Annotated in this window: 3 protein-coding genes; all 3 read right to left on the reverse strand. The window is 74.2% G+C overall.

All coding sequences use genetic code 11. The features are described from left to right. Positions 1–51: 51 nt before the first annotated feature. From D7V88_RS13815 to D7V88_RS13825, 3 genes are read right to left on the reverse strand one after another with little or no spacing between them, the layout of a single operon-like run. Positions 52–1698, reverse strand: coding sequence for a cyclic peptide export ABC transporter (locus tag D7V88_RS13815; protein WP_120541107.1), 1647 nt, complete (start codon positions 1696–1698; stop codon positions 52–54). Then, positions 1695–13898: a non-ribosomal peptide synthetase/type I polyketide synthase gene (locus D7V88_RS13820; RefSeq protein ID WP_120541108.1), complete on the reverse strand. Its 12204-nt coding sequence runs from the start codon at positions 13896–13898 to the stop codon at positions 1695–1697. The genes D7V88_RS13815 and D7V88_RS13820 overlap by 4 nt, the downstream gene beginning before the upstream one ends. Next, positions 13895–25192: a non-ribosomal peptide synthetase gene (locus D7V88_RS13825; protein WP_279636026.1), complete on the reverse strand. Its 11298-nt coding sequence runs from the start codon at positions 25190–25192 to the stop codon at positions 13895–13897. The genes D7V88_RS13820 and D7V88_RS13825 overlap by 4 nt, the downstream gene beginning before the upstream one ends. Positions 25193–25201 lie beyond the last annotated feature (9 nt).

A 25201-nucleotide genomic window follows, 5' to 3' on the forward strand; every position in this document is an offset into this window, starting at 1 on the left:
AGGGGCTCGCTCAGGCCGCGAAGGAGGGTGGGTGCGCACGACGGTGGACGCTCACGACGCCGCCTTGCGCGGAGACAGAGCCTGCGAGGCGCCCAGAAGCTGTCCATCCTGGAGCCGCAGGAGCCGGTCCGCCACGCTGAAGTAGGCGTCGTCGTGGGAGATGACGATGACCGTCTTGCCCCGCTGCTTCAGCTCCGGGAGCAGTTGCCGGTAGAAGACCTCCTTGAACTCCGGGTCCTGATCCGCGGCCCACTCGTCGAAGAGGTAGATGGGCCGGTCCTCCAGGTACGCGGTGAGCAACGCCAGCCGCTTGCGCTGGCCCTGGGACAGCCGCGTCGTGGACAGCCGGTCGCCCTCCAGCGTCACCTTGTGCGAGAGCTGGAGCTTGTCCAGGTAGGGCTTCGCGCGGGGGCCGGGCGGCTCGTCGCCCAGGCCCATCAGCCGCTCGAAGAGGTAGAAGTCGGAGAACACCGCGCCGAACAACTGGCGGTAGCGCCCCAGCGCCTCGGGCGCCACCTTCTCGCCGTTCAGGCGCAGCTCGCCGGATTCCGGCGCGTACAGGCCCGTCATCACCTTGGCAAGCGTCGTCTTGCCGCTGCCGTTGCCGCCGACCAGGAAGACAATCTCTCCCGGCACCAGCGTGAGGTCCACCGGGCCCACGGTGAAGTGGCTGTCCTCGCGCTCGCGCAGGTAGCTGTGGGTGACGCCCACCAGCTCCACGCTCGTGAAGCTCCGGGGCTCCGCGAGCAGCGGCGTGCTCGCAGGCTCGTGCGCCTGCATCAGCGACACGCCCAGCGCTTCAATCTGGTTCAGCGCCACCGTGCCCCGGTTCAGGTTGGGCGTGCAGTCCATGATGTTCTGGAGGGGCTGCTGCAGGTACAGGATGACCAGCGTGTAGCCCACCACCGCTTCGTGCGACACGCTGGTGACGTGGGGCACGACGAAGAGCAGCGTGCCGATGAAGACGAAGAACAGGAACAGGCCCCAACTGGCCGCCGCGGCGAAGATGTCGCTGGTGCGCGTCTGGGCGACCTTGAGCGAGGAGGCCGTCTGGAGCAGTTCCTCCTCCAGGAACGCGTCGCGCCGCCGGTCGTGCAGCTTGAACTCCTTGATGCCCTCCGTGATGGCGCGGAAGTGCTCGTACAGGGAGTCGTGCAGGTGCCGCGACTTCATCGCCAGCGCCAGCGCGCGCATGGTGGGCATCTGGTAGGTCAGGTAGCCCAGCACGATGAAGCCCACCAGCCACGGCATCACCCACCCGGACAGGAAGCTCAGGTAGACGAGGCTGCCCACCACGATGAAGACGTTGATGATGAGCGTGGGCAGCATGACGAGCGTCATGTTCACCGCCGCCACGTCCTCCGTCAGCACCGCCAGCAGCCGGTGCGAGCCGCGCTCCTCCAACGCGCGCAAGGGCGCGAGCATCAACTGACGGCACAACCGCATCCGCAGTTGGGTGATGACGCCGTACTGCAGGCGGTGGGACACCATCTGCGACGCCACGCGCGTCAGGAGCGCCAGCAGGCCCACTGCGGCGAACGTCCAGCCCTCCCGGGGCGTGGTGCCGCCCTGGCCGCCCACCGCCCGGATGATGAGCGACAAGAGCGCGGTGAGGCTCGCGCCGGACAGCAGGCCGAACAGCACCGCCAGCGCGACGCCTCTGCTGGATGCGCTCAGAAGCAGGCGCACGAGCTTCATCGCGTCACCTCCCTGGAGGCCACGGCCCGCTGCGGGGCGGACTCCCGAGCGGCGGGCAGCGTGGACAGGGGCGCGTCGGGTGCCTCCACCAGCGCGGTCAGCACCTCCTGGAACGCGTCACGGAGCGCCTCGATGGTGCGCGGCTCGAAGCGCGCGGCCTGGTACTCGAACGAGCCGCCCAGCTCCTGAGGCCCGGCGACGATGTTGAGCTTCAGGTGGTGGCGCGTGTGGCCCCGGTGCAGCGCCACGGGCCGCACCGTCAGGCCCGCCACCGCGCCGGGCGCCGGCCGCGACGCCGGGGTGAAGGAGAAGCCCACCTGCCAGGGCTGTGGCACCAGCGGCAGCAGGTCCTCCTCCGGCAGGCCCTGGTGCTGGTGTGCCTCCATCCAGGATTCGCGGGCGCGCCGCAGCACGTCGCGGAAGGTGGGGTCGCCGGACAGGTTCGCCCGCACCAACCCGTAGCCGGCGAACATGCCCAGCATCCGCTCCAGCTCCGGCGCCGGACGGCCCGCGTGCGAGAAGCCCACGCAGAAGTCCTCCTGGCGCGCGGTGCGCCCGAGCAGCACCTGGAACGCCGCGAGCCCCAGCAGGAACGGTGTCACGCCCTCCTTGCGCCCCAGCGCATGGGTGGCCCGCGCCAGCGCCTCCGGCGCCTGGAACGACAGCGCGCGGCTGGCGAAGGACGCGGGCGCGTCCGGGAAGTCGTACGGCAGCGCCAGCGGAGCCACCGGGCCCGAGAGCCGCTTGCGCCAGTGCGCGCGCGCGACCTCCGCGGCGTCCCCCTGGAGCCAGTCCAGCTCCCAGAGGGTGGCGTCGCGGTACTGGAGCGGAGGGCTGGCGCGCGGGGGGACGGGGCCCTCGCGCGCGGCGAGGTAGTCCGCAGCCAGCTCCTCCATGAAGAGCGCGGTGGAGGTCGGGTCGGTGATGGCGTGGTGCTGGTGGACGAGCAGCAGGTGGGACTCGGAGGAGAGGGTGAACAGGTGCAGGCGCACCAGCGGCCCCTGCTCCATGTCGAAGGGCTGGCGGGTCGCGGCCTCCAGCAGCGCGTGCGCCCGCACCTCGCGCTCCGGCGGGGGCAGGTGCGTCAGGTCCACCGCGTCCAGGAAGGCCTCGCCCGTGGGCGCGACGCGCTGGACGGGACCTGTCCGCCCCTGCGGGAAGGACGTGCGCAGGATGTCATGGCGCTGGAGGACCGCCGCCAGCGCGCGCTGGAGCGCCGCCGGATTCAGCTCGCCCTCCAGGCGGAAGGCGGCGGGTGAGGCGTGCATCGGGTCTCCGGGCGCCGTGTCGCCCACGTTCCAGTAGACGCGCTGGCGCGGGGACAGGGGCAGTGTGTCCAGAGGCGGCGTGGGCCGCACCGGCTCACGCGTGGGCGGACGCAGGCCGCCCTCGGATTCGATGCGCGCGGCCAGCGAGGCCACCGTCGGGTGGGCGAAGAGGTCGGTCAGCGACAGGGCGACGCCGAAGACGGCGCCCACCCGCGAGGCCACCTGGGTGGCCAGCAGCGAGTGTCCGCCCAGGTCGAAGAAGTCCTGGTCGACGCCCAACGGCCCGCTGCCCAGCAGCTCGCTCCACAGCTCCACCAGCAGCTCCTCCACCGGCGTGCGGGGCGCGGTGAGCGCGCGGGCCTCGTCCGAGCCCGCGGCCTCCGGCGAGGGCAGGGCGCGCACGTCCACCTTGCCGTGCGGCGTGAGGGGCAGCGCGTCCAGCGCCTTCCACGCGGAGGGCACCATCGCGTCCGGCAGCCGGGCGCGGGCGAAGGCGCGCAGGTCCTCCACGGTGGCGGGGGCGTCCGCGTCCGGGACGAACCACGCCACCAGCCGCTGCTCTCCCGACGGCGCGGGGAGGGCGGCCACGGTGAGGGCCTGGACGCCGGGCGCGCGCGCCAGCGTCGCCTCCACCTCGCCGGGCTCCACGCGGAAGCCGCGGATCTTCACCTGGTGATCCACCCGGCCCACGAACTCCAGCTCGCCGCCGGGCAGGTGCCGCACCCGGTCCCCCGTGCGGTACAGGCGCTCGCCGGGGACGGTGGCGAAGGGCGAGGGCACGAAGCGCTCGGCGGTGAGATCCGCCCGGCCCAGGTAGCCGCGCGCCAGACCCACGCCCGCGACGTACAGCTCGCCCGGGCTGCCCGGGGGCACCAGCGCCCCTTGCGCGTCCAGCACATACAGCCGCGTGTTGGGCAGCGCCCGGCCGATGTCCGGCCGCTCCACGCGCACGTCCTCGGACATGCTGGCGCACACGGTGACCTCCGTGGGGCCGTAGGCGTTGAGCAGGCGCCGGCCCGGCTTCCACCGCGCGGCGAGCTCCGACGTGCACACGTCACCCGCGGAGATGACCGTGCGCAGGCCCTCCAGCCCGCGCGGCTCCAACTGCGCCAGCACCGGCGGCGTCAGCGTCACCGCGGTGATGGCCTCGCGGGTGATGAGCCCGTGCAGCGGCGCGCCCGGCATCAGCGCGTCGCGCGTCGCCAGGTGCAGGCATGCGCCGCCCACGAGCGTCGCGAAGACCTCCGACACGCAAGCGTCGAAGCCCAGCGCCGCGGCTTGGAGGACGCGGCTGCCCGGGCCCAGGTCGAACAGGCGCGCCTGGGAGAGGGCCGTGTTGCACAGGCCCCGGTGGGCCAGCATCACGCCCTTGGGCTGGCCGGTGGAGCCGGAGGTGAAGATGACGTACGCGAGCGCGTCCGGAGACAGCTCCACCGGGGGCGGGTCCGCCGGGCGCCGCGCGATGGCGGCCGCGTCGGTGTCCAGGCACACGGGGATCTCCGACTGGAGGGGCAGCTCGTCCAGGACGCGCTCCTCGGTGAGGAGCACCGCCACCGCCGCGCCTTCCAACAGCCGCGCGAGCCGTTCGGTGGGGTAGCCCGGGTCCAGCGGCACGAAGGCGGCGCCCGCCTTGAGCACGCCCAGGAGCGCCACCACCAGCTCGCGCGAGCGCTCCAGGCAGACGGCGACCCGGCGCTCGGGGCCCACGCCCAGCGCGCGCAGGTGGTGCGCGAGCTGGTTGGCGCGGCGGTCCAGCTCCGCGTAGCTCCACGGCTCGCCGTCGAAGGCCACCGCGGGTGCATCCGGGGTGCGGCGCGCCTGGGCCTCGAACAGCCGGTGCGCGAGGCTGTCCTCGGGCAGCGCCTGCTGCGTGGCGTTCCACGCGACGAGCAGCCGGTGACGCTCCTCCGGGGACACGACGGGCAGCGCGGACAGGGGCAATTCGGGCGTCTGCACCACCGCGTGGAGCACCCGCGCGTACGCGTCCGCCCATCGGGCGATGGTGGCCGCGTCGAACAGGTCGGTGCTGTACTCCCAGATGGCCACCAGCCCGCCTTCGAACTCCTCCAGGACGAGCGTGAGGTCGAACTTGGAGTGGGCGTTCTCGAAGTGGACGCCGCTCAGGGCGAGGCCGCCCAGGCGCAGCGCGGGCACGGGCATGTTCTGCAACGCGAGCTTCACCTGGAACAGCGGCGTGGTGCCCTGCCCGCGGCCGGGGTTGAGGGCGCGCACCAGCTCCTCGAAGGGCAGGTCCTGGTGGGCATAGGCCCCCAGCGCCGCCTCCCGCACGCGCGACACGAGCGCGCGGAAGGACGGGTCGCCCTGGAGCCGGCCGCGCATCACCAGTTGGTTGACGAAGAAGCCGATGAGGCCCTCCGTCTCCGAGCGGTTGCGGCCGGCGACGTCGGTTCCCACGGGGATGTCGTCCTGGCCGGTGAGGCGCGACAGCACGGCCTGGTAGGCGGCCAGCACCGTCATGAACAGGGTGGCGCCCTCCTTGCGGCTCAGCGTGCGCAGGCCCTCCACCAGCGTGGGCTCCAACACCTGCCGGTGGTGGGCGCCCCGCAGGCTCTGCGTGGCCGGACGCGGCCGGTCTGTCGGCAGTGCAATCGCGGGCGGCGCGCCCTCCAACTGCTGACGCCACCACGTGAGCTGTGCCTCGCGCGCTTCTGGCGTCAGCCAGCCGCGCTGCCACGTGGCGAAGTCCGCGTACTGCACGGTGGGCTCCGGCAGTGGCGAGGGCTGGCCGGCGCTGAAGGCCTCGTAGAGCGCCATCAGGTCGCGCACGAGGATGCCGCGCGACCAGCCGTCCGACACGATGTGGTGCAGCACCAGCGTGAAGACGTGTTCGTCCTCCGCCACGCGCACCAGGCCCAGGCGCACCAGCGGGCCGCGCGCCAGGTCGAACGACGTGCCCGCCGCCGTCATCACCTGGGCGAGCACCGCCGGCTCGCGCTCCAGGGGCGGCAGGGTGCTCAGGTCCACCAGCTCCAGCGGCACCCGCAGGTCGGTGTGGATGTGCTGTACGGGTTCGTCGCCGTCCAGGGTGAAGCTGGTGCGCAGGCTCTCATGGCGCTGGACGATGGCGTCCACGCACCGCTGGAGCACCGCCACGTCCAGCGCGCCCTTGAGCCGCAGGGCGCCGGAGATGTTGTAGGCCGGGGAGCCGGGCCGCATCCGGTCCACCACCCACAGGCGCTTCTGCGCGAAGGAAAGGGGCAGGGGAGCGTCGCGCGGCACGGGCACGAGCGGCGGCACGTCCTGGCCGTCGCGCTGGCCCTGCGCCCGCGCGTCGAGGTGCGCGGCCAGGGCCTCTACGGTCGGGTGGCTGAACAGCTCGCGCAGCGGCACGTCCACGCCCATCACGGCGCGCACGCGGCCCACCACCTGGGTGGCCAGGAGCGAGTGGCCGCCCAGGTCGAAGAAGTGGCCGTCCGCGCCCACGCGCTCCACCTGGAGCAACTGCGCGAAGATGCCCGCGACCAGCTCCTCGGTGGGCGTGCGCGGAGCGCTGGCGCTGGCGTCCGAGGCGCCACGCCGACGGGCCTGGGTGGCGGCGGGCACGAGCGCCGCGCGGTCCACCTTGCCGTTGGGCGTGCGCGGCAGCGCCTCCACCACGAGGTAGGCGGAGGGCAGCATCGGCTCCGGCAGGCGGGAGGCTAGGAACGCGGTGAGCTCCGCGTCGTTCGGGCCCTGCGCCTCGCGCGGGACGATGCAGGCGACCAGCCGCGCGCCGCCGTCGGGCTCGGGCAGCGCGAGCACCACCGCCGCGCGAACGGCGGGGTGCGCGGTGAGGGTGGATTCAATCTCCCCCAGCTCCACGCGGTTGCCGCGCACCTTCACCTGATCATCGCGCCGGCCCACGAACTCCAGGGTGCCGTCCGCGCGCCAGCGGCCGTAGTCGCCCGTGGCGTACAGGCGCGCGCCGTGCCGGGACGGGTGGGGCACGAAGCGCTCCGCGGTGAGATCCGCCCGGCCCAGGTAGCCGTGCGCCAGGCCCGGGCCTCCCAGGTGGATGTGGCCCACCACGCCCGGGGGCACCCGGGCACCCTGTTCATCCAGCAGCACCGCCTCCGCGTTGTCGAGCGGCCGGCCCGCCGGCACCACGCCGGTGGTGTCCGCTTCGGACGCGATGTGGAACGTGCTGGTCAGCGTGCACTCGGTGGGGCCGTACTGGTTGACGACGCGCGCGTCCGCGCCGAACACCGCGTGGGCCCGCGTCACGTCATTGGCCAGCAGGCGCTCGCCGCTGCACAGCATCAGGCGCACGGAGCGCAGCTCGCGCGGGCGCCCCTCCGCCGCCGCCAGCAGCAGCCGCAGCAGGCTGGGCACCACGCTGGGCAGCAGCGTCACCCGGTGCTGCTCCACCGTGTCGAGCAGTGCCTCCGGATCGCGTCCGCGCGCGCCCTCGGCGAAGACGACGCGGGCGCCCATCAGCACGGGAAACAGCATGTCGCGCAGCGACGCATCGAAGGACGCCGACGCAAGCTGGAGCGCCACGTCCGAGGGACCGATGGCGTAGGTGCGCTCCAGGTAGCCCACGTAGTTCAGCAGGCCCGAGTGGTGGCAGACGATGCCCTTGGGCCTGCCCGTGGAGCCGGACGTGAAGACCAGGTGCGACACGTCCGAGGGCGTGAGCGCGATGTCCGGCGCGGGGCCGTCCGAGCCGGGCTCCAGCGTCTCCACCCGCAGGCACCGGGCGCGCCACGCGGCGGGCAGGGCGGCCTCGTGCGCCGCGTCGGTGAGCACCACGCCCGGGCGCGCGTCGTCCAGCATGGACGCCACGCGGTCCGCGGGGTAGGCGGGATCCAACGGCACGTAGGTGCCGCCGGCCTCGAACACGCCCACGAGCGCGGCCAGCAGCTCCGGGGCCCGGGGCAGGAACACGGCGACCGGCGTACCGCGAACCACGCCGCGGGCAGCCAGCTCGCGCGACACGCTCCGGGCGCGGCGGGCGAGCTGCCGGAAGGTCAACCGGGTTTCGCCCATCACCGCGGCGGGTGCGTCGGGTGTGCGCTCCACCCAGGTGCTCAGGCGCTCCAGCACGGAGCGCGGCGACGGAGCCACGGCGAGCCCCGGCTCCAGGCGCGCCAGCTCTTCCTGCTCCTCCGGCGCCAGCAGCGGCGCGTCGGCCAGGGGCCGCTCCGGGTGGGCCGCCGCGAACTCCAGGAGGCGCGCCAGGTGGTCCATGGCGCGGGCCATGGTGCGCGGCGCGAAGAGGGCGGTGGCGTAGCGCAGCACCCCGTCCAGGCCGTCGGCGGTCTCGGTGAAGGACAGGTTGAGGTCGAAGCGGGCCGCTTCGGGCGGCGGCGGCAGCGAGCGCAGCGTCAACCCGCCGGGCAGCGCCAGCGTGGGCATGGGCGCGTTCTGGAGGGCGAGCACCGCTTGGAACAACGGCGAGCGGCTGCGGTCCCGGGGCGGCGCCAGGGCCTCCACCAGCTTGTCGAACGGCATGTCCTGGTGGGCGTATGCGTCCAGCGTCACGTCGCGCACGCGGGCGAGCAGCGCGCGGAACGTCGCCGCGCCGCCCAGGTGCGTGCGCAGCGCGAGCGTGTTGACGAAGAAGCCGACCGTGCCTTCGAACTCGGCGCGGTTGCGGCCCGCGATGGGCGTGCCCACCACGATGTCGTCCTGGCCCGAGTGCCGGGACAGGAGCGCCTGGAAGCCCGCGAGCAGGACCATGAAGAGGGTGGCGTTCTCCCGCCGGCCCAGATCCTTGAGCGCCTGGGTGAGCGGCGCGGACAGGCGCACCGGGTGGCTCGCGCCCTCATAGGAGGGCACGGCGGGACGGGGGAAGTCCGTGGGCAGCTCCAGCGCGGGAGGCGCGCCCGCGAGCCGGGAGCGCCAGTGGGCCACGAGCGCGTCCAGCGCTGGACCTTGCAGGTGCTCGCGCTGCCAGCGCGCGAAGTCCGCGTAGGGCCGAGGCATGGGCGGAAGCTGGGGCGCGCGGCCGGACAGGGCCGCCGTGTAGAGCGCTTCCAGCTCCCGGATGAACAGGCCCAGCGACCACGCGTCGAAGACGCCGTGGTGCACCGTGAGGGTGACGACGTGCTCGCGCTCCGACAGCTTCAGCAGCCGGGTGCGCAGCAGCGGGCCCTTGGCCAGGTCGAAGGGACGGCGGCCCTCGGCCTCCGCGAGCCTCCGGGCCTCGGTTTCGCGCTCGGCCTGGGGCAGGGAGCGCAGGTCGTCCACTGGCACGTCCACCGTCAGCGCCGGGGACACGTGCTGGAAGACCTGTTCGCCTTCCTCCACGAACGTGGTGCGCAGCGCTTCATGCCGTGCCGCGAGCGACTCGAACGCGCGCACCAGGGCGCCCACGTCCAGCGGGCCCTCGCACCGCAGCATCGTGTGCAGGTTGTAGACGGACGTGCCCGGCTCCAGGCGCTCGAAGAACCACAGCCGCTGCTGCGCGAAGGACAGGGGCGCGCGTGACGGGGTGGCGGTGGACATGGCCACCGGCGCGATGGTCGAAGGCGCGGCGCCACCGAGCGCGGCCTCCAGCGCCCGGGCGAGGCCCGCGACGGTGGGGGTCTCGAAGAGGGCGCGGATGGGCAGCTCCACGCGCCAGGTCTCCCGCACGCGCGACAACAACTGCGTGCCCAGCAGCGAGTGGCCGCCCAGCTCGAAGAAGCCGTCGTGGATGCCCACGGGGCTCACGCCCAGCAGCTCCTGCCAGAGCGCCACCAACTGCGTCTCCAGCGGACTCTGGGGGGCCGCGTAGCCGGTGCCCAGCTCCGGCCGGGCGTGCGCGCCCGCCGTGGAGGTAGCGCCGGCCGACGCCTTCGCGGGGGCCCGCCACGTGGCGAGCCGCGCGGTAAGGTCGCCGGTGGACACCACCCAGCGCCGGGTGTCGCCCACCAGCACGCGCCGGAAGGCCGCCACGCCCTCGGCCAGGGTGAGGGCCAGGGTGTGGGGCTCCAGCGGCTCCTCGCTCCAGCCGTCCCAGTCCACGCTGAACCACGGCGTGCCGCCTTCGCGGCACTGGCGCGCCGCGAAGGCGTCCAGGAAGAGGTTGGCGGAGGCATAGGCCGCGAAGCCCACGCCGCCCAGCACCGCCGCGAGCGAGGACTGGAGGAGGACGAAGTCCAGGGCCTGGCCCCTCAGCGCGCGCTCCAGCACGAGCGTGCCGCGCACCTTGGCGTCGAACTGCTCCGCGTGGCGCGCGTCGTCGGGCGCGCTCGTGGGGACGTGCGCGCGGGCGCCCAGGCTGCCGGCCCCGTGGATGACGCCGTGGAGCGCGCCGAAGCGCTCCTGCGTGAGGGCGAGCACCCGCTCCAACTCCTGGGGCTCCGCCACGTCCGCTTGCAGCACCAGCACCTGCGCGCCCCGGCGCTCCAGCGCGATCAGCCGGCGGATGCGGCGCGACGTGGCGTCGTCCTCCGCGTGCGCCGCGACCCAGGCCTCCCAGTCCGCTCGCGCCGGGAAGGCGGAGCGGCCCACCAGCACCAGCCGCGCCCGGAAGGCCGTGCCCAGCTCCTCCGCCAGCGCCAGGCCGATGCGGCCCAGGCCGCCAGTGAGGAGGTACACGCCCCCGTCGCGCAGGAGCCCGGTGCCGGGCTCGGGGGCCTCCACGCGCTCGAAGGTCTCCGTCCAGCGCCGGCCCCGGCGCAGCGCGACGACGGCCTCACCGGCCTGCGCGCGCACTTCGTCCACCAGCGAGCGGACCAGGGCTTCAGTGCCCACCTCCGCGGCGCTCACGTCGATGGCGCGCGTGCGCAGCGAGGCGGGAGCCTCCTGGGGCAGCACGCGCGCGGGGCCCAGCAGCAGCGCGTTCCACGGGTGCAGCGGCTCGTCGCCCGTGACGTCCTGCGCGCCCGCGGTGATCAGGATGAGTTCCGTGGGCGTCTCGGCCGGTCGGGTGGTGAGTTCGGCGGCCACGCGCAGCACGTCGTGGAAGTGGCCCACCGCGTCCCGCACCGCGAGGGAGTCGTCGGAGGGCGGGCCGCCGACGTCCGCCACGTAGACGACCCGGTCCGGCCGGGCTGTCTCCAGCAGGGCCTGGCGTTCCCCGGACGGGGGCGCGAGTACGGCCTCCAGGCCCTGGGCCCGGGCCGCGTCCACGAGCGCGGGAGCCAGTCGCGCGTCGCCCAGCACCCACAGGCGCGCCAGCGTGCGCGAAGCCTTCGGCGGCCCCAGCCGCTTCCAGCCGGGGACATGGAACCAGTCCTCCAGCGTGCCCTGCCGGCGCGCGGGCCCGGAGGCCGCGAGCATCGTCGCGGCCAGCGCGGGCGCCGTGCCCCGGGCGGGCGGGTCGATCCAGTAGCGCTCGCGCTGGAACGGGTAGGTGGGCAGCGGCAGCCGGCGGCGGTGCTCCTGCGGGTGCAGTCCGGCGGGCTTCAGCGGCGCGCCGGCCATCCACAGCCGGCCCACCGTCTCCAGGAAGCGGTGACGCTCCGAGCCGCCCTCGCGCGGGTGGAGCAGGGACGCGAGCACCACGCGGCGCGCGGACGCGCACCGGTTCACCAGCGAGCCCAGCGCCGTGCCCGGGCCCACCTCCAGGAAGACGGCCGACGGATCCTCCAGCAGGACCTGCACGCCGTCCGCGAAGCGCACGGCCTGACGCAGGTGCTCCACCCAGTAGCGCGGGTCGGTGGCCTCCTTCTCGGTGATCCACGTGCCGGTGAGGTTGGAGACGTAGGGGCGGCGGGGCCGCGACAGCTTCACGCTCCGGACGCGCTCACCGAAGGCGTCCAGGATGGGGTTCATCATCGCGGAGTGGAAGGCGTGCGACGTGTGCAGCCGCCGGCACTCCACCTTCCGGGCGACGAGCGTGGCCTCCAGCGCTTCGATGAGCTCCACGGGGCCGGACGCCACGCAGAGCTCCGGGGCGTTGATGGCCGCGATCGCCAGGGCGGGGCCCAACAACGGACGTAGCTCCGCCTCCGGCAGGGCCACGGAGAGCATGGCCCCGGTGGGCAGCGCCTCCATCAACTGGCCGCGCGCCGCGATCAGCGCCAGCGCGTCGTCCAGCGAGAACACGCCCGCGAGGCACGCGGCCACGTACTCGCCCACGCTGTGGCCCAGCATGGCCTGCGGCGTGACGCCCAGGGACATCCAGAGCCGCGCCAGGGCGTACTCGATGACGAACAGCACCGGCTGGGTGAGGCCCGTGCGCGACAGCCGCGCGTCCGCCGCCGCCCGGTCCGTGCCCGGAGCGGGGAAGAGGGTGTCACGCGGATCCAGGCCCAGCAGCGGCGTCAGCTTCGCGCAGCACTCGTCCACCGTCTTGCGGAAGGACGGCTCGGACGCGTACAGCTCGCGGCCCATCTCCACCGACTGCGAGCCCTGTCCCGGGAAGAGGAACACCACGGGGCGCGTGGAGGACTCCTCGACGCCGGAGCGCACGCGGGCCGCGTCCTTCGACGCCAGCAGCGCTCGTGCCTCCTCCGCGTCGCGGCACACCAGCATGCGCCGGTGCTCGAAGCGCTGGCGCCCCACCTGGAGCGTGTGCGCCACCGCGCCCAACGGGGCGTCGCGGTGGGCCTCCAGCCAGGCGTGCAGCTTCGCCGTGGCCTCCTCCAGCGCGGGGGCGCTGCGCGCGGAGAGCGTCAGCAGGTGCCAGGGGCGCTCGGCGGTGGCGGCAGGCGCGGGCCGCGCCGGGGCCTCCTCCAGCACGACGTGCGCGTTGGTGCCGCCGATGCCGAACGAGCTCACGCCCGCGCGGCGCGGCAGCCCACCGGTGTCCCAGGGACGCAGCGCTTCGTTGATGAAGAAGGGGCCCGACGCCAGGTCCAGCTTCGGGTTGGGCTGCTGGAAGTGGACCGTGGGCGGCAGCTCGCGGTGGTGCAGCGCGAGCACCGTCTTGATGAGGCCGGCGATGCCCGCCGCCGCGTCCAGGTGGCCGATGTTGCTCTTCACCGAACCCAACGCGCAGCGCCCCGGGGACGCCGGCTTGCCTTCGGAGCGGGCGGTGAAGGCGCGCGTGAGCGCCGCCACTTCAATCGGGTCGCCCAGCGGCGTGGCCGTGCCGTGGGCCTCCACGTAGGTGAGGGTCTCCGGCGCGATGCCGGCGATGCCCAGCGCCTCGCCGATGACGGCCGCTTGGCCCTCCACGCTGGGCGCGGTGTAGCCCAGGCGCGCCTCGCCGTCGTTGTTGACCGCCGAGCCGCGGATGACCGCCAGCACGCGGTCGCCGCTCTTGAGCGCGTCCGACAGCCGGCGCAGCACCACCACGCCGCCGCCCGAGCCGCGCACCGTGCCCGCCGCCTTCGCGTCGAACGGGCGGCAGTGCCCGTCCGGGGAGGCGATGGCGCCCTCCTGGTACAGGTAGCCCGCGCGCTGCGGCAGGGACAGTGACACGCCTCCGGCCAGCGCGATGTCGGACTCGCCCGTCAGCAGGCTCTGGCAGGCCAGGTGCACCGCCACGAGCGAGGAGGAGCAGGCTGTCTGCACCGCGATGCTCGCGCCGCGCAGGCCCAGCTTGTGGGACACGCGCGGGGGCAGGAAGTCCTTGTCGTTGCTGATGGCCACCTGGAACGAGCCCATGGCCTGGATGACGTCCGGACGCGGCAACAGGTGCGCGTACAGGTACGACGACGCGCCCGCGCCCGCGAAGACGGACACCAGCCCGGCGTAGGAGCGCGACGCGTAGCCCGCGCGCTCCAGGCCCTCCCAGCAGATCTCCAGGAACAGCCGGTGCTGCGGATCCAGCAGCTCCGCGTCGCGCGGCGACAGGTCGAAGAAGCCCGCGTCGAAGCGGTCCACGTCGTCCAGCGCGAAGCCGGAGCGCACGTAGTCCTTGTGGGAGAGCTGCGCCGGGTCCGCGCCGTCCGCGATCAGCTCCGCGTCGGTGAAGACGGACCGGGCCTCCACGCCCTGGCGCAGGTTGTCCCAGAACTGCTCCAGCGTGGCCGCCTGGGGAAAGCGCCCGGCCATGGCGATGATGGCCACACCCTCGGGCGCGGCTTCGGGGGAGGTCGTGGTGTCACTCATGGAAGGTCATCCTCGGAGCCGTCGGAGGTGTCGTCGGTGTCGCGGCCCTGGCGGCGGCCGTGCTGCCGCTGGAGCAGCGCGCGCCGGTGGTCGAAGCGGGCCTCGTCCTCGGCGGGGGTGGGGGTGGGCTGCGGCTCGGAGGCCTGGCGAAGCTGGGCCGCGAGCGCGCTGATGTTGGGGTGCTGGAAGAGGGTGAGCAGCGGGACGTCCACGCCCAGCGCCGCCTTGAGCCGCCCGTGCACCTGCACGAGCAGCAGCGAGTTGCCGCCCAATTCGAAGAAGCCGTCGTGCAACCCCACGCGCGGCACCTCCAGGACCTCCTGCCAGAGCGCGGCCAGCGTGCGCTCCAGCTCACTGCGGGGCGCCTCGTAGGCGGAGGACACGCCCAGGTGGCTGGCGTCCGGCGTGGGCAGCGCCTTGCGGTCCACCTTGCCGCTGGGGGTCAACGGCAGCGCGGGCAGCACCACGAACACGGCGGGCACCATGTACGGCGGCAGGCGCTCCAGGAGGAAGGTGCGCAGCGCGGAGGCCTGCGCCTGCTCCGCGTCGCCCGCCACCCAGGCCACCAGCCGGCGGTTGCCGCCGTCCGCGCGCGCCATCACCACCGCGTCGGTGAGCGCGGGGTGCTGGCGCAGGACGGCTTCGACTTCGCCCGGCTCGATGCGGAAGCCGCGCAGCTTCACCTGGTCGTCCGCGCGGCCCACGTACTCCAGCTCTCCTTCGGGGCTCCAGCGGACCACGTCGCCCGTGCGGTAGAGCCGCGCGCCCGGGAGGTCCCCGAAGGCGTCCGGCACGAAGCGCTCGGCGGTGAGGTCCTGGCGGCCCACGTAGCCGCGCGCCACGCCCGGTCCGCCCACGTACAGCTCGCCCGCGACGCCCGGCGGCACGGGGAGCCCGCGCGCGTCCAGCACGTACACGCGCACGTTGGGGAAGGGCCGGCCGATGGTGATGGCGCCCGCCTTCAGCGCGCCGCTGATGGACGCGCAGATGGTGACCTCCGTGGGGCCATAGGCGTTGAGCAGCTTGCGGCCGGTGCCCCAGCGCCGCGCCACCTCCGGGGTGCAGGCCTCGCCCGCGGAGATGACCGTCTCCAGCGCGGGCAGGCCGTCCGGCTCCAACTGCGCCAGCACCGACGGCGTGAGCGTCACGGCGGTGATGGCGTGCTCGGTGAGGACGGCTCTCAGCGGAGGCCCCGGCAGGAGCGCCTCGCGGGGCGCCAAGCACAGCGTCCCGCCCGCCAGCAGCGTGGCGAACAGCTCGCACACGGAGGCGTCGAAGCCCAGCGCCGCGAACTGGAGCACGCGGCTGCCCGGGTGGAAGCCGTGGGCGTCCACCGCGGCGAGCGCCGTGTTGCGCAGGCCCCGGTGCGTCAGCAGCGTGCCCTTGGGGCGCCCCGTCGAACCGGAGGTGTAGATGACGTACGCCAGCGTGTCGTCGCCGATGTCCGCGTCCGGAGGCGCGTCCGCGACCGCGGTCGGGTCGGAGGCGAGCGGCAGGAAGGTGAGCCCGGGCGTGGAGGGCCAGTCCGACACGCGCGGCGACACCAGGAGCACGCGGGCCCCGCTGTCCGCCACCATGAACGCCAGTCGCTCTCGCGGCAGGTCCGGATCCATGGCGACCCAGGCGCCGCCCGCCTTGAGCACCGCCAGCACCGCCACCACCCACTCCACGGAGCGGTCCAGGCACAGGCCCACGCGCGCCTCCGGGCCCACGCCCAGCGAGCGCAGCCGGTGGGCCAGGTGGTTCGCCCGGCGGTCCAACTCGCGGTAGCTCACACGCTGCTGCTCGAAGGCCAGGGCGACGTGGTCCGGGAAGCGGGCCACGCGCTCCGCGAACAGCGCGGGGACGGACGCGGTGCCGAAGTCGCGCGGGAAGGCGTTCCAGTCGCCCAGCACCTGGCGCCGCTCGGCCTGGGACAGGAGCGGCACGGTGGCGGGACGGCGCTCCGGATCCTCCAGCACCGCCTCCAGCAGGCCGCGCAGGTGGGACTCCATGCGGCGCACCGTCGCGGCGTCGAAGAGGGCGGTGTTGTATTCGATGATGCCCGGCAGCGCGTTGTCCGCCTCCGCCAGCGTGAGCGTCAGGTCGAACCGCGCGGCGCTCAGGTCCGTCTCCAGCGCCGTGGCCTCCAGGCCGGGCAGCGCCACGGCGGGCTGGGTGTTGTTCTGGAGGGCGAACATCACCTGGAAGAGCGGCGTGCGGCTCAGGTCGCGCTCGGGCTGGAGCGCGTCGACGACCTTCTCGAAGGGCACGTCCTGGTGCGCGTAGGCCCCCAGCGTGGTGTCCCGCACCCGGGCCAGCAACTGCCGGAACGTGGGAGCCCCGTCCAGGCGCGTGCGCAGCACCAGCGTGTTGACGAAGAAGCCCACCAGCGGCTCCGTCTCCTGGCGCGTGCGCCCGGCGATGGGCGTGCCCACGCTGACGTCGTCCTGCCCGGAGTACCGGGAGAGCAGCGCCTGGAAGCCCGCGAGCAGCGTCATGAAGGGCGTCACGCCCTCCTCACGGCTCACGGCGCGCACGCGCGCGGCCAGCGCCTGCGGCCACTTCAGGGCGTGGCTGGAGCCCGCGTGCGTCTGCACCGGCGGCCGGGGCCGATCCGTGGGCAGCTCCAGGGCGCGGGGGGCGCCCTCCAACTGCGTGCGCCAGTACGCAAGCTGCGCCTCCAGCACGCCGCCCGCCGCGAGCCACCGGCGCTGCCACAGCGCATAGTCCGCGTACTGCAAGGGAAGCGGAGGCAGCGGCGACGGGGCCCCGCTCCGGAACGCGGCGTACAGCGCGCCCAGCTCCCGCACGAGCACGCCCACCGACCAGCCGTCGGACACGATGTGGTGCATCGTCACCATCAGGACGTGTGACCCGGGCGCGATTGTGAGCAGCACCGCGCGCAGCAGCGGTCCCCGAACGAGGTCGAAGGGCCGCTGCGTCTCCTGGACGCAGCGCTCGCGGGCCGCCACCTCGCGGTCCTCGGGCGGACCGTCCAGGACGACGTGCTCCAGCACCGGCGCCACGTCGTCGGTGACGGCCTGGAAGGGCGCGCCCTGCTCCGACGGGAACGTCGTGCGCAGCACCTCATGCCGGCGCACCACCTCCACCATGGCCCGGCCCAGCGCGTCCACGTCCACCTCGCCGGTGAGGCGCAGCGCGTGGGAGAGGTTGTAAAGCGCGCTGCCCGGCTCCAGCCGGTCGAGGAACCACAGGCGCTGCTGCGCGAAGGACAGGGGCACCCGGCCGTCGCGCGGCATGGGTGCGGGCGGTGGGAGGGACGCCTCCGACGGGTCGCGGCGGTGCGCCTCCACCCACCGCGCCAGCGCGGCGGGCGTGGGGGCCTGGAACAGCTCCTTGAGCGGCAGCTCCACGCCGAACGCGCCGCGCAGTCGCGACACCAACTGCGTGGCGAGCAGCGAGTGGCCGCCCAGGTCGAAGAAGTCATCTCTCGCGCCCACCCGCTCCCGGCGCAGCACCTGGGCGAAGAGGGAGGTGATGAGCTCCTCGGTGGGGCCCACGGGCGCCACGTGCGCGTCGGTGCCGCCCACGTGCGCGTCGCCCGGTGGGGGCAGGGCCTTGCGGTCCACCTTGCCCGTCGCGGTCAGCGGCAGGCGCTCCAGGGCGACGAAGGCGGCGGGCACCATGTATTCCGGCAGCCGCTCCAGCAGCCAGCGGCGGAGCTGCGCCGGGGCCACGGGCTCGCGCTCCACCACGTGGGCCACGAGCCGGCTATCGCCGCCGGTCGCGTCCACGGTGACGACGACGTCCTGGAGCGCCGGGTGGCGTCCCAGCACCGCTTCGATTTCACCCAGCTCGATGCGGAAGCCGCGCACCTTCACCTGGAAGTCGACGCGGCCCAGGCACTCCAGCCGTCCGTCGGCGCGCAGCCGGCCCCGGTCGCCGGAGCGGTACATGCGCGTCCCCGCCGGTCCGAACGGATCCGGCAGGAAGCGCGAGGCCGTCAGCGCGGGCTGTCCCAGGTAGCCCTGGGCCACGCTCGCGCCCGCCAGGTACAGCTCGCCCGTCAGGCCCTGGGGCACCGGCCGCAGGTGCGCGTCCAGCACATGGACCCGGTCTCCCGCGATGGGCCGCCCGATGGTGGGCGTCCCCGGCTCCACGTCCGTGGACACCACCGTTTCGGCCGTCACCAGCACCGTGGCCTCGGTGGGGCCGTACAGGTTCGTCAGCACGTAGGGCGCGCCGGAGGGCGGACGCTGGCGGAGCTGATCCCCGCCCACGCCCACGTGGCGCAGCACCGCGTGGGCGGGCAGCGGCTCCTCGAAGAACCGCTGCGCGATCGCGGTGGGCAGGAACGTCAGGTGGATGCGCTCGTCCGAAAGCCACCGCGCCAGCTCCGTGGATGTCGCGCGGACCTCGTCGGGCACCACCACCAGCGTCGCGCCGGCAGCCAGCTTGGGCCAGATCTCCAGGACGGAGGCGTCGAAGGAGGGCGTGGCCATGAGCGTGGTGCGCTCACCGGGAGAGAGCGGCAGGGCGTCCAGGTGCCACGCCACCAGGTTCGCGAGCGCCGCGTGGTGCACACGGATGCCCTTGGGCACGCCCGTCGTGCCCGACGTGAAGATGACGTAGGCGGGCTCTTGCGCGTGCGGAGGGGGCAGGGCGCCCTGGGGCGCGTCCGTGGAGAGGAGCGAGTCCAGCGCGTCCGCGTCCAGCAGGTGCGTGCGGGCTTCCGGGGGGAGCCGCTCCGCGAGCTCGGACGTGGTGACGACGTCGGTCGTCCCCAGCCCGCCGAGCAGCGTGGCGAGCCGGGCCGAAGGGGCATGCGGATCCAGCGGGAGGAAAGCGCGGCCCGCCTTGAGCGTGGCCAACTGCGCCACCACGAGCGCCGCCGAACGCTCCAGGAGGAGTGCCACGGGGTGCTCCGCCGGGCCCGTCAGGCGCTGGGCCAGCACCGACGCCGCGTGATCCAGCCGGGCGTAGGTGAGCACGCGCCCGCCGTCGACGAGCGCGGCGGCGTCCGGCGTGCGCGCCACCCAGGCCGCGAAGCGCGTGAGCACGTCGGGGTGCACGGGGGCGGCGGTGGTGACGGACGGCGGCACGGACGCTGCGTCCCCCAGCGACAGCCGCGACAGCGGGGACTCCGGCTCGGCCGCGATGCCCTCCAGCAACGTGCGCAGGTGGTCGCCCAGCCGCGCGACGGTGCCCGGCTCGAAGAGGTCGGTGTCGTATTCGAAGAAGCCGTGGAAGCCGTCCGCCCCGTCGCGCAGCGACAGCGACAGGTCGAACTTCGCCGCCTGGCTCTCGGTGGCCACCTCACGCAGCACCAGCCCGGGCAGGGACAGCGCCTCGGCGGGCGCGTTCTGGAGCGCGAACAGGACCTGGAAGAGCGGCGGGTGGCTCAGGCTGCGCTGTGGCCGCAGCACCTCCACCAGCTTGTCGAAGGGGACCTCCTGGTGCGCGGTGGCCTCCAGCGCGACCTCGCGCACCCGCGCCAGCAGGTCCACGAAGCGCTCCTCCTCCGCGACGTGCGTGCGCAGCACCAGGGTGTTCACGAAGAAGCCGATGAGTCCCTCCAGTTCCGGTCGCGTGCGGCCGGCGACGGGCGAGCCCACGCTGATGTCGTCCTGGCCGGACACGCGGGAGAGCAGCACCTGGAAGGCCCCGAGCAGCACCATGAAGGGCGTGGTGCCGGTGCGCAGGGCCAGCGCTCGCACCTCCTCGGACAGGGCGCGGGGCAGGGCGACGGGCTGCATCGCGCCACGGTAGGAACGCACCGCCGGACGCGGGCGGTCCGTGGGCAGCTCCAGCAGGGGGGGCGCCCCGGTGAGCGCGCGCCGCCAGTACGCCAGGCCCTCCTGGAGCGCGGGGCCCTCCATCCAGCGGCGCTGCCACGCGGCGTAGTCCACGTACTGCAGGCGCGGCGGCTCCAGCGGCACGGCCTGGCCGGACGCGAACGCCTGGTAGAGCGCGGCCACCTCGCGGATGAGGACACCCGTGGACCAGCCGTCGGAGATGATGTGGTGCAGGGTGACGAGCAGCACGTGCGTGCGGGCATCCAGCCGCAGCAGCTCCACGCGCATCAGCGGACCGCGCGCCAGGTCGAACGGCGCTCGGGCCTGGGCCTCGGTGAGGCGCCGGGCCTGGGCGTCGCGCTCGGCGGGGGCAAGGCCGCTCAGGTCCACGAGGGACACCGGAACGTCCCCGGCGGGGAGGATGACCTGCACGGGCAGACCCTGCTCCGCGCGGAACACGGTGCGCAGGGACTCGTGGCGCTCCGCCAGGGCGCTGAACGCGCGAGCGAGGGCGGCCTCGTCCAGCGCTCCCTCGACGCGCAGCGCCGCCGGGATGTTGTAGGACGCGCTGCCCGGCTCCAGTTGATCCATGAACCACAGCCGCTGCTGGGCGAAGGACAGCGGCAGGTCGCCCTCGCGCGGGATGCGCGTGACGGACGCCTCGCGCACGTTGCTGGCGGAGCCCAACAGGGCCTCCTCCACGCGCTCGGCGAGCCGGGCCACGGTGGGGGCCTCGAAGAGCGCGCGCACGGGCAGGGCGATGCGGAACGCATCCCGGAGCCGGATGATGGCCTGGGTGGCCGTCAGCGAGTGGCCTCCCAGCAGGAAGAAGTCGTCGTCCCGGCCCACGCGGGGCAGGCCCAGCACCTGGGCCAGCACCTCGGCCAGCCGCTCCTCCACCGGGGTGCGCGGCGCCACGTAGGCGGCGCGGGCGTCGCCGCCGGAGGACTCCACGTCGGGCAGGGCCCGGCGATCCACCTTGCCGTTGGGCGTGTGCGGCAGCGCCTCCAGCGCCAGGAAGGCGGAGGGCACCAGGGGCTCCGGCAGCCGCGTGAGCAGCCAGCGCCGCAGCTCCAGCGTGTCGGGCGCCTCCTCGCGCGCCACGACGTAGCCCACGAGCCGGCGCTCGTTGCCCTCACCGCGCACGGCGACCGCCACCTCGCGCAGGGCCGGGTGCTGCGCGAGCACCGCCTCCACTTCACCCAGCTCGATGCGGAAGCCGCGCACCTTCACCTGGTCGTCGGCGCGGCCCAGGTACTCCAGCTCGCCGTCCTCGCGCCAGCGCGCCAGGTCGCCGGTGCGGTAGAGCCGCGCGCCGGGCCGGGTGGAGAAGGGGTCGGGCACGAAGCGCTCGGCCGTGAGCGCCGGTCGGCCGCCGTAGCCGCGCGCGACGCCGTCCCCGCCGATGAAGAGTTCACCGGCCACGCCCACGGGCGCCGGCACGCCGTGCGCGTCCAGCACGTACAGCCGGGTGTGGGCGATGGGGCGGCCGATGGGCACCGCGTCCTCCACCTGCGTGCCGGGGCCCACCTCGAAGGTGGCGCATCCGACGACCGTCTCGGTGGGGCCGTACTCGTTGATGATGCGGGTGGCGGGGGCGCGCTCGCGCCAGAAGGCCACCGCAGCCACCGTCAGCGCCTCACCGCCGACGACGAAGCACCGCACGCGGCCGGCCACGTCCACGTCACCCAACTGCGCCTCCAGCAGTGACAACTGGGTGGGCGTGAGCTTGACGATGCCGAAGTCCTGGCCCGCGCGCAGCACGTTGCCCAGCTCCTCGCCGGCCAGGCCCTCCGGCACCAACACCACGCGACCGCCCGCCACCAGCGGCGTCAGCAGGCTGGTGATGCTCAGGTCGAAGCCCAGCGGCGAGTGCAGCGGGGCGCCACTGCCCGCCGCCGCGTCATAGGCCCGCTGGCTCCAGTGCAGGTAGTTGACGAGCCCGCCGTGCGTCACCATCACGCCCTTGGGGCGGCCGGTGCTGCCGGAGGTGTAGAGCACGTAGGCCAACTGCTCGGACGAAACGGGCGCGCGGCTCGAGGGGGCCTCCGCCTTCCACGGCAGCGTGTCCACGCACACGCTGGGCAGCCGCGTGTCCGGAAGCCCCGTCAGCAGCGGCGACTGGGTGACGAGCACCCGCGCCTCGCTGTCCTCCAGCACGTAGGCCAGCCGGTCGCGCGGGTGCGAAGGGTCCATGGGCACGTAGGCGCCGCCCGCCTTGAGCACGCCCAGCACCGCGGCAACCATGTCGAACCCGCGCCGCAGCGCCAGCGCGACCCGCATCTCCGGGCCCACGCCCAACTCGCGCAGCGCATGGGCGAGCTGATTGGCGCGCGAGTCCAGCGCCCGGTAGCTCAGCGTCTCCTCACCGAAGGCGACCGCCACCGCGTCCGGCGTGCGCTCCACCTGGGCCTCGAACAGCGCGGCGGTGCCCACCGCGGGCACCTCCGGCCGGGGACCCGTGCTCCACGCGTGCAGCACCTGCCGCTGCTCGTCCGGCGAGAGCAGCACGGCGCGCTCGTAGCGCGCATCCGGCTGGTGGGCCATGGCCTCCAGCGTGCGCATGTACAAGCCCGCGACGCGCTCCAGCCTCGCCGCGTCCCAGTCATGGCCGTGGCTGCGCAGCGCCAGCTCCACCGCGTGGGTCTGCGTGTTCACCGTGAACGTCGTGTCCAGCGGCAGGTCCAGCCAGGACGCCTCCTCGAACGGCTCCACCAGCCGGATGCCCTCCAACTGGGACAGGCCCTCGGAGACGTGGAAGTGGACGAAGTTGAAGAGGACGTCGAACAGGGGACGGCCTCCCGCCTCTTGCTGGAGCCGCGCCATGGGGTAGCGGCGGTGCGGCGACAGCGCCTGCTCGCGGGCGAAGACCTGCCGGGCCAGCTCCACCCAGCTTCCGCCCTCCAGCCGCAGGTGGAAGGGCGCGCTGTTGAGGAACAGCCCCAGCACCTGCTCGCCGCCCTCCACCTCCGGGCGGCCGTTCACCACGAAGCCCGTCACCACGTCAGGAGTGCCGTCCAGCACCGAGCGCACGCGCAGGTGCGCCGCCATCAGCACGCTCTTGAGCGGCACACCGGCCCGCTTCGCCAGCGCGCGCAGACCCTCGGAGGCGCCGTCGGACAGGGCCACCTCGTGCAGGCCCAGCGGGCCCGAGGCTCCGCCAGAGCGCTGGGGCGTACGGGCGCGCGGCATCGCGGCCAACTGTTCGCGCCAGTAGCCCCGGGTCGCCTCGGAGGTCAGCGCCTGCTGCTCCAGCGCCACGAAGTCGCGGAAGGACGCGTGCGGGGGCGGGGCGGCGCGGGTGTCACCGCGCAGCGCCGCCGTGTAGCGGGGGAACAGCTCGCTCAAGAGCGACGCGAAGCTCCAGCCGTCCAGGATGGCGTGGTGGAACACCACGGAGAACTGGGCCGTCCGCGCGCCGCGCCGGTGGAAGGCGAAGCGCAGGAGGGGCGCCTCGTTCCAGGTGAAGGGCCGGGTGCGCTCGCGCTCGGTCCAGGCGGTGATGCGGGCGTCCTGCTCCGCGCGCGGCAGGTGCGACAGGTCCTCCACGAACAGCCGCGGCTCCACCTCTCGGTGGACGCGCTGGAGGGGCACGTCATGGCGCGCCAGCTCGAACGACGTGCGCAGCACGGCGTGGCGCGCGGTCAGCTCGCGCAGCACGCGGCGCAGCGCCTCCACGTCCACGTCCAGCTCCAGATGGAAGCTGAAGGCGTCGTGGTAGAGCGCGGAGTCCTGGCTGAACTCGCTCTGGAAGAGCATGCCCGCCTGGAGCGCCGCCAGCGGGTAGGCGTCCTCCACGTCCTCCGGAAGCCGCGCGCGGTCCTCCGGTGACACGAGCGCGAACGGCTCGCTCTTCGCGGAGGCCTCGGGCGCGAGGACCTGGGCCGGGGATTCGCCCAGGCTGTCGGCCAACGCGCGCACCGTCTGCTTCTCCAGGAGCGCGGCCACGGACACGTGCAGGCCGCGCTCGCGGCAGCGCGCGACGAACTGGATGGCGCGGATGGAGTCGCCGCCCAGGTCGAAGAAGCTGTCGTCGATGCCCACCGTCTCCACGCCCAGCACCTGCGTGCTGACGGCGGCGAGCAGCGCCTCCGTGGGCGTGCGAGGGGCCTGGTAGGCCGTGCCCAGCTCCGGGCGCTCGCCGTCCGGCGCGGGCAGCGCCCGGCGGTCCACCTTGCCGTTGGCGGTGAGGGGCAGCTCCGGCAGCACCACCAGCGCCGCCGGCACCATGTACGCGGGCAGCTTGTCGGACAGGAAGGAGCGCACGCCCTCCATGGTCCAGTGGGCGCCTTCCTCCAGCGCCACGTAGAGCACCAGGGACTTCTCGCCCGCCAGCACGTGCACCACCACGGCCGCGTCGAGCACCGACGGGTGGCGCCGCACCGCCGCTTCGATTTCTCCCGGCTCGATGCGGAAGCCGCGCACCTTCACCTGGTGGTCCGCGCGGCCCAGGAACTCCAGCGTGCCGTCCGCGCGCAGGCGGCCCAGGTCGCCCACGCGGTACAGCCGGGCCCCGGGCACGTCGCTGAACGGATCCGGCACGAAGCGCTCGGCGGTGAGCGCGGGCTGATTCAGGTAGCCCAGCGCCAGGCCGTCACCGGCCGCGTACAGCTCTCCGGACGCGCCGGGAGGCACGGGCTGCATCCGGGCGTTGAGCACGTGAACGCGGGTGCCGCGCACGGGTCGGCCCAGCGGCACGCCGCCGCGCAGGTCCTGACCCCGGGGCACCGGATGGCAGCAGGTGAAGGTGGTGTTCTCCGTGGGGCCGTAGCCGTTGATGACCTGGCACCCCGGGTGGGTCTCCATGACGCGGGCCACGTGCGGCGCGGACAGCACGTCGCCGCCGGCCAGGAGCTGGCGCACCGGCGCGAAGGCGTCCAGCCGGGTGTCCACCAGTTGGTGGAACAGGCCCGCGGTCAGCCACAGCGTGGTGACGCGCTCGCGCTCGAGCAGCGCCGCCAGCGCCTCCGCGGACGGAGCCTCCGGAGGGGCCAGCACCAGTCGCGCGCCGTTGAGCAGCGCGCCCCAGATTTCAAAGGTGGACGCGTCGAAGGACAGCGGCGCCAGTTGGAGCAGCGTCTCGTCCGGGGACAGGTTCACGAACCCCGGCGTCAGCACCAGCCGAAGGATGCCCCGGTGCGGCACCTGGACGCCCTTGGGCTTGCCGGTGGAGCCGGAGGTGAACAGGACATAGGCCTCCGCTTCCGCGTCCACCGCGCAGCCTGGGTTGTCCGTGGGCCGCCGCGCGATGCTGGCCGCGTCCGAGTCCACGCACACGAGCTGTGCCCAGCTTCCGGGCAGCGCGTCCGCGACCTCCTCGCGGGTGACGATGGCCACCGGCTGCGTGTCCTCCAGGAGGAACGCGAGCCGCTCGGCCGGCAGGCTCGCGTCGAGCGGCACGTAGGCGCCGCCCGCCTTGAGGATGGCCAGCAGGCCCACCACCAGCTCCGGCGAACGCTCCAGCGCCAGACCCACCCGGCGGCCGGGCCCCACGCCCAGCGCGCGCAGGTGGTGCGCCAACTGGTTGGCTCGCGCGTTCAGCTCCCCGTAACCCAGCTCCCCGCC

This window comes from Corallococcus terminator (assembly GCF_003611635.1).
GTDB lineage: Bacteria > Myxococcota > Myxococcia > Myxococcales > Myxococcaceae > Corallococcus > Corallococcus terminator.

What these genes read in the sequence shown, in the direction of transcription:
- D7V88_RS13820 (WP_120541108.1), bottom strand. Translation starts at nt 13,898, where the DNA reads ATGAGTGACACCACGACCTCCCCCGAAGCCGCGCCCGAGGGTGTGGCC.
- D7V88_RS13815 (WP_120541107.1), bottom strand. Translation starts at nt 1,698, where the DNA reads ATGAAGCTCGTGCGCCTGCTTCTGAGCGCATCCAGCAGAGGCGTCGCG.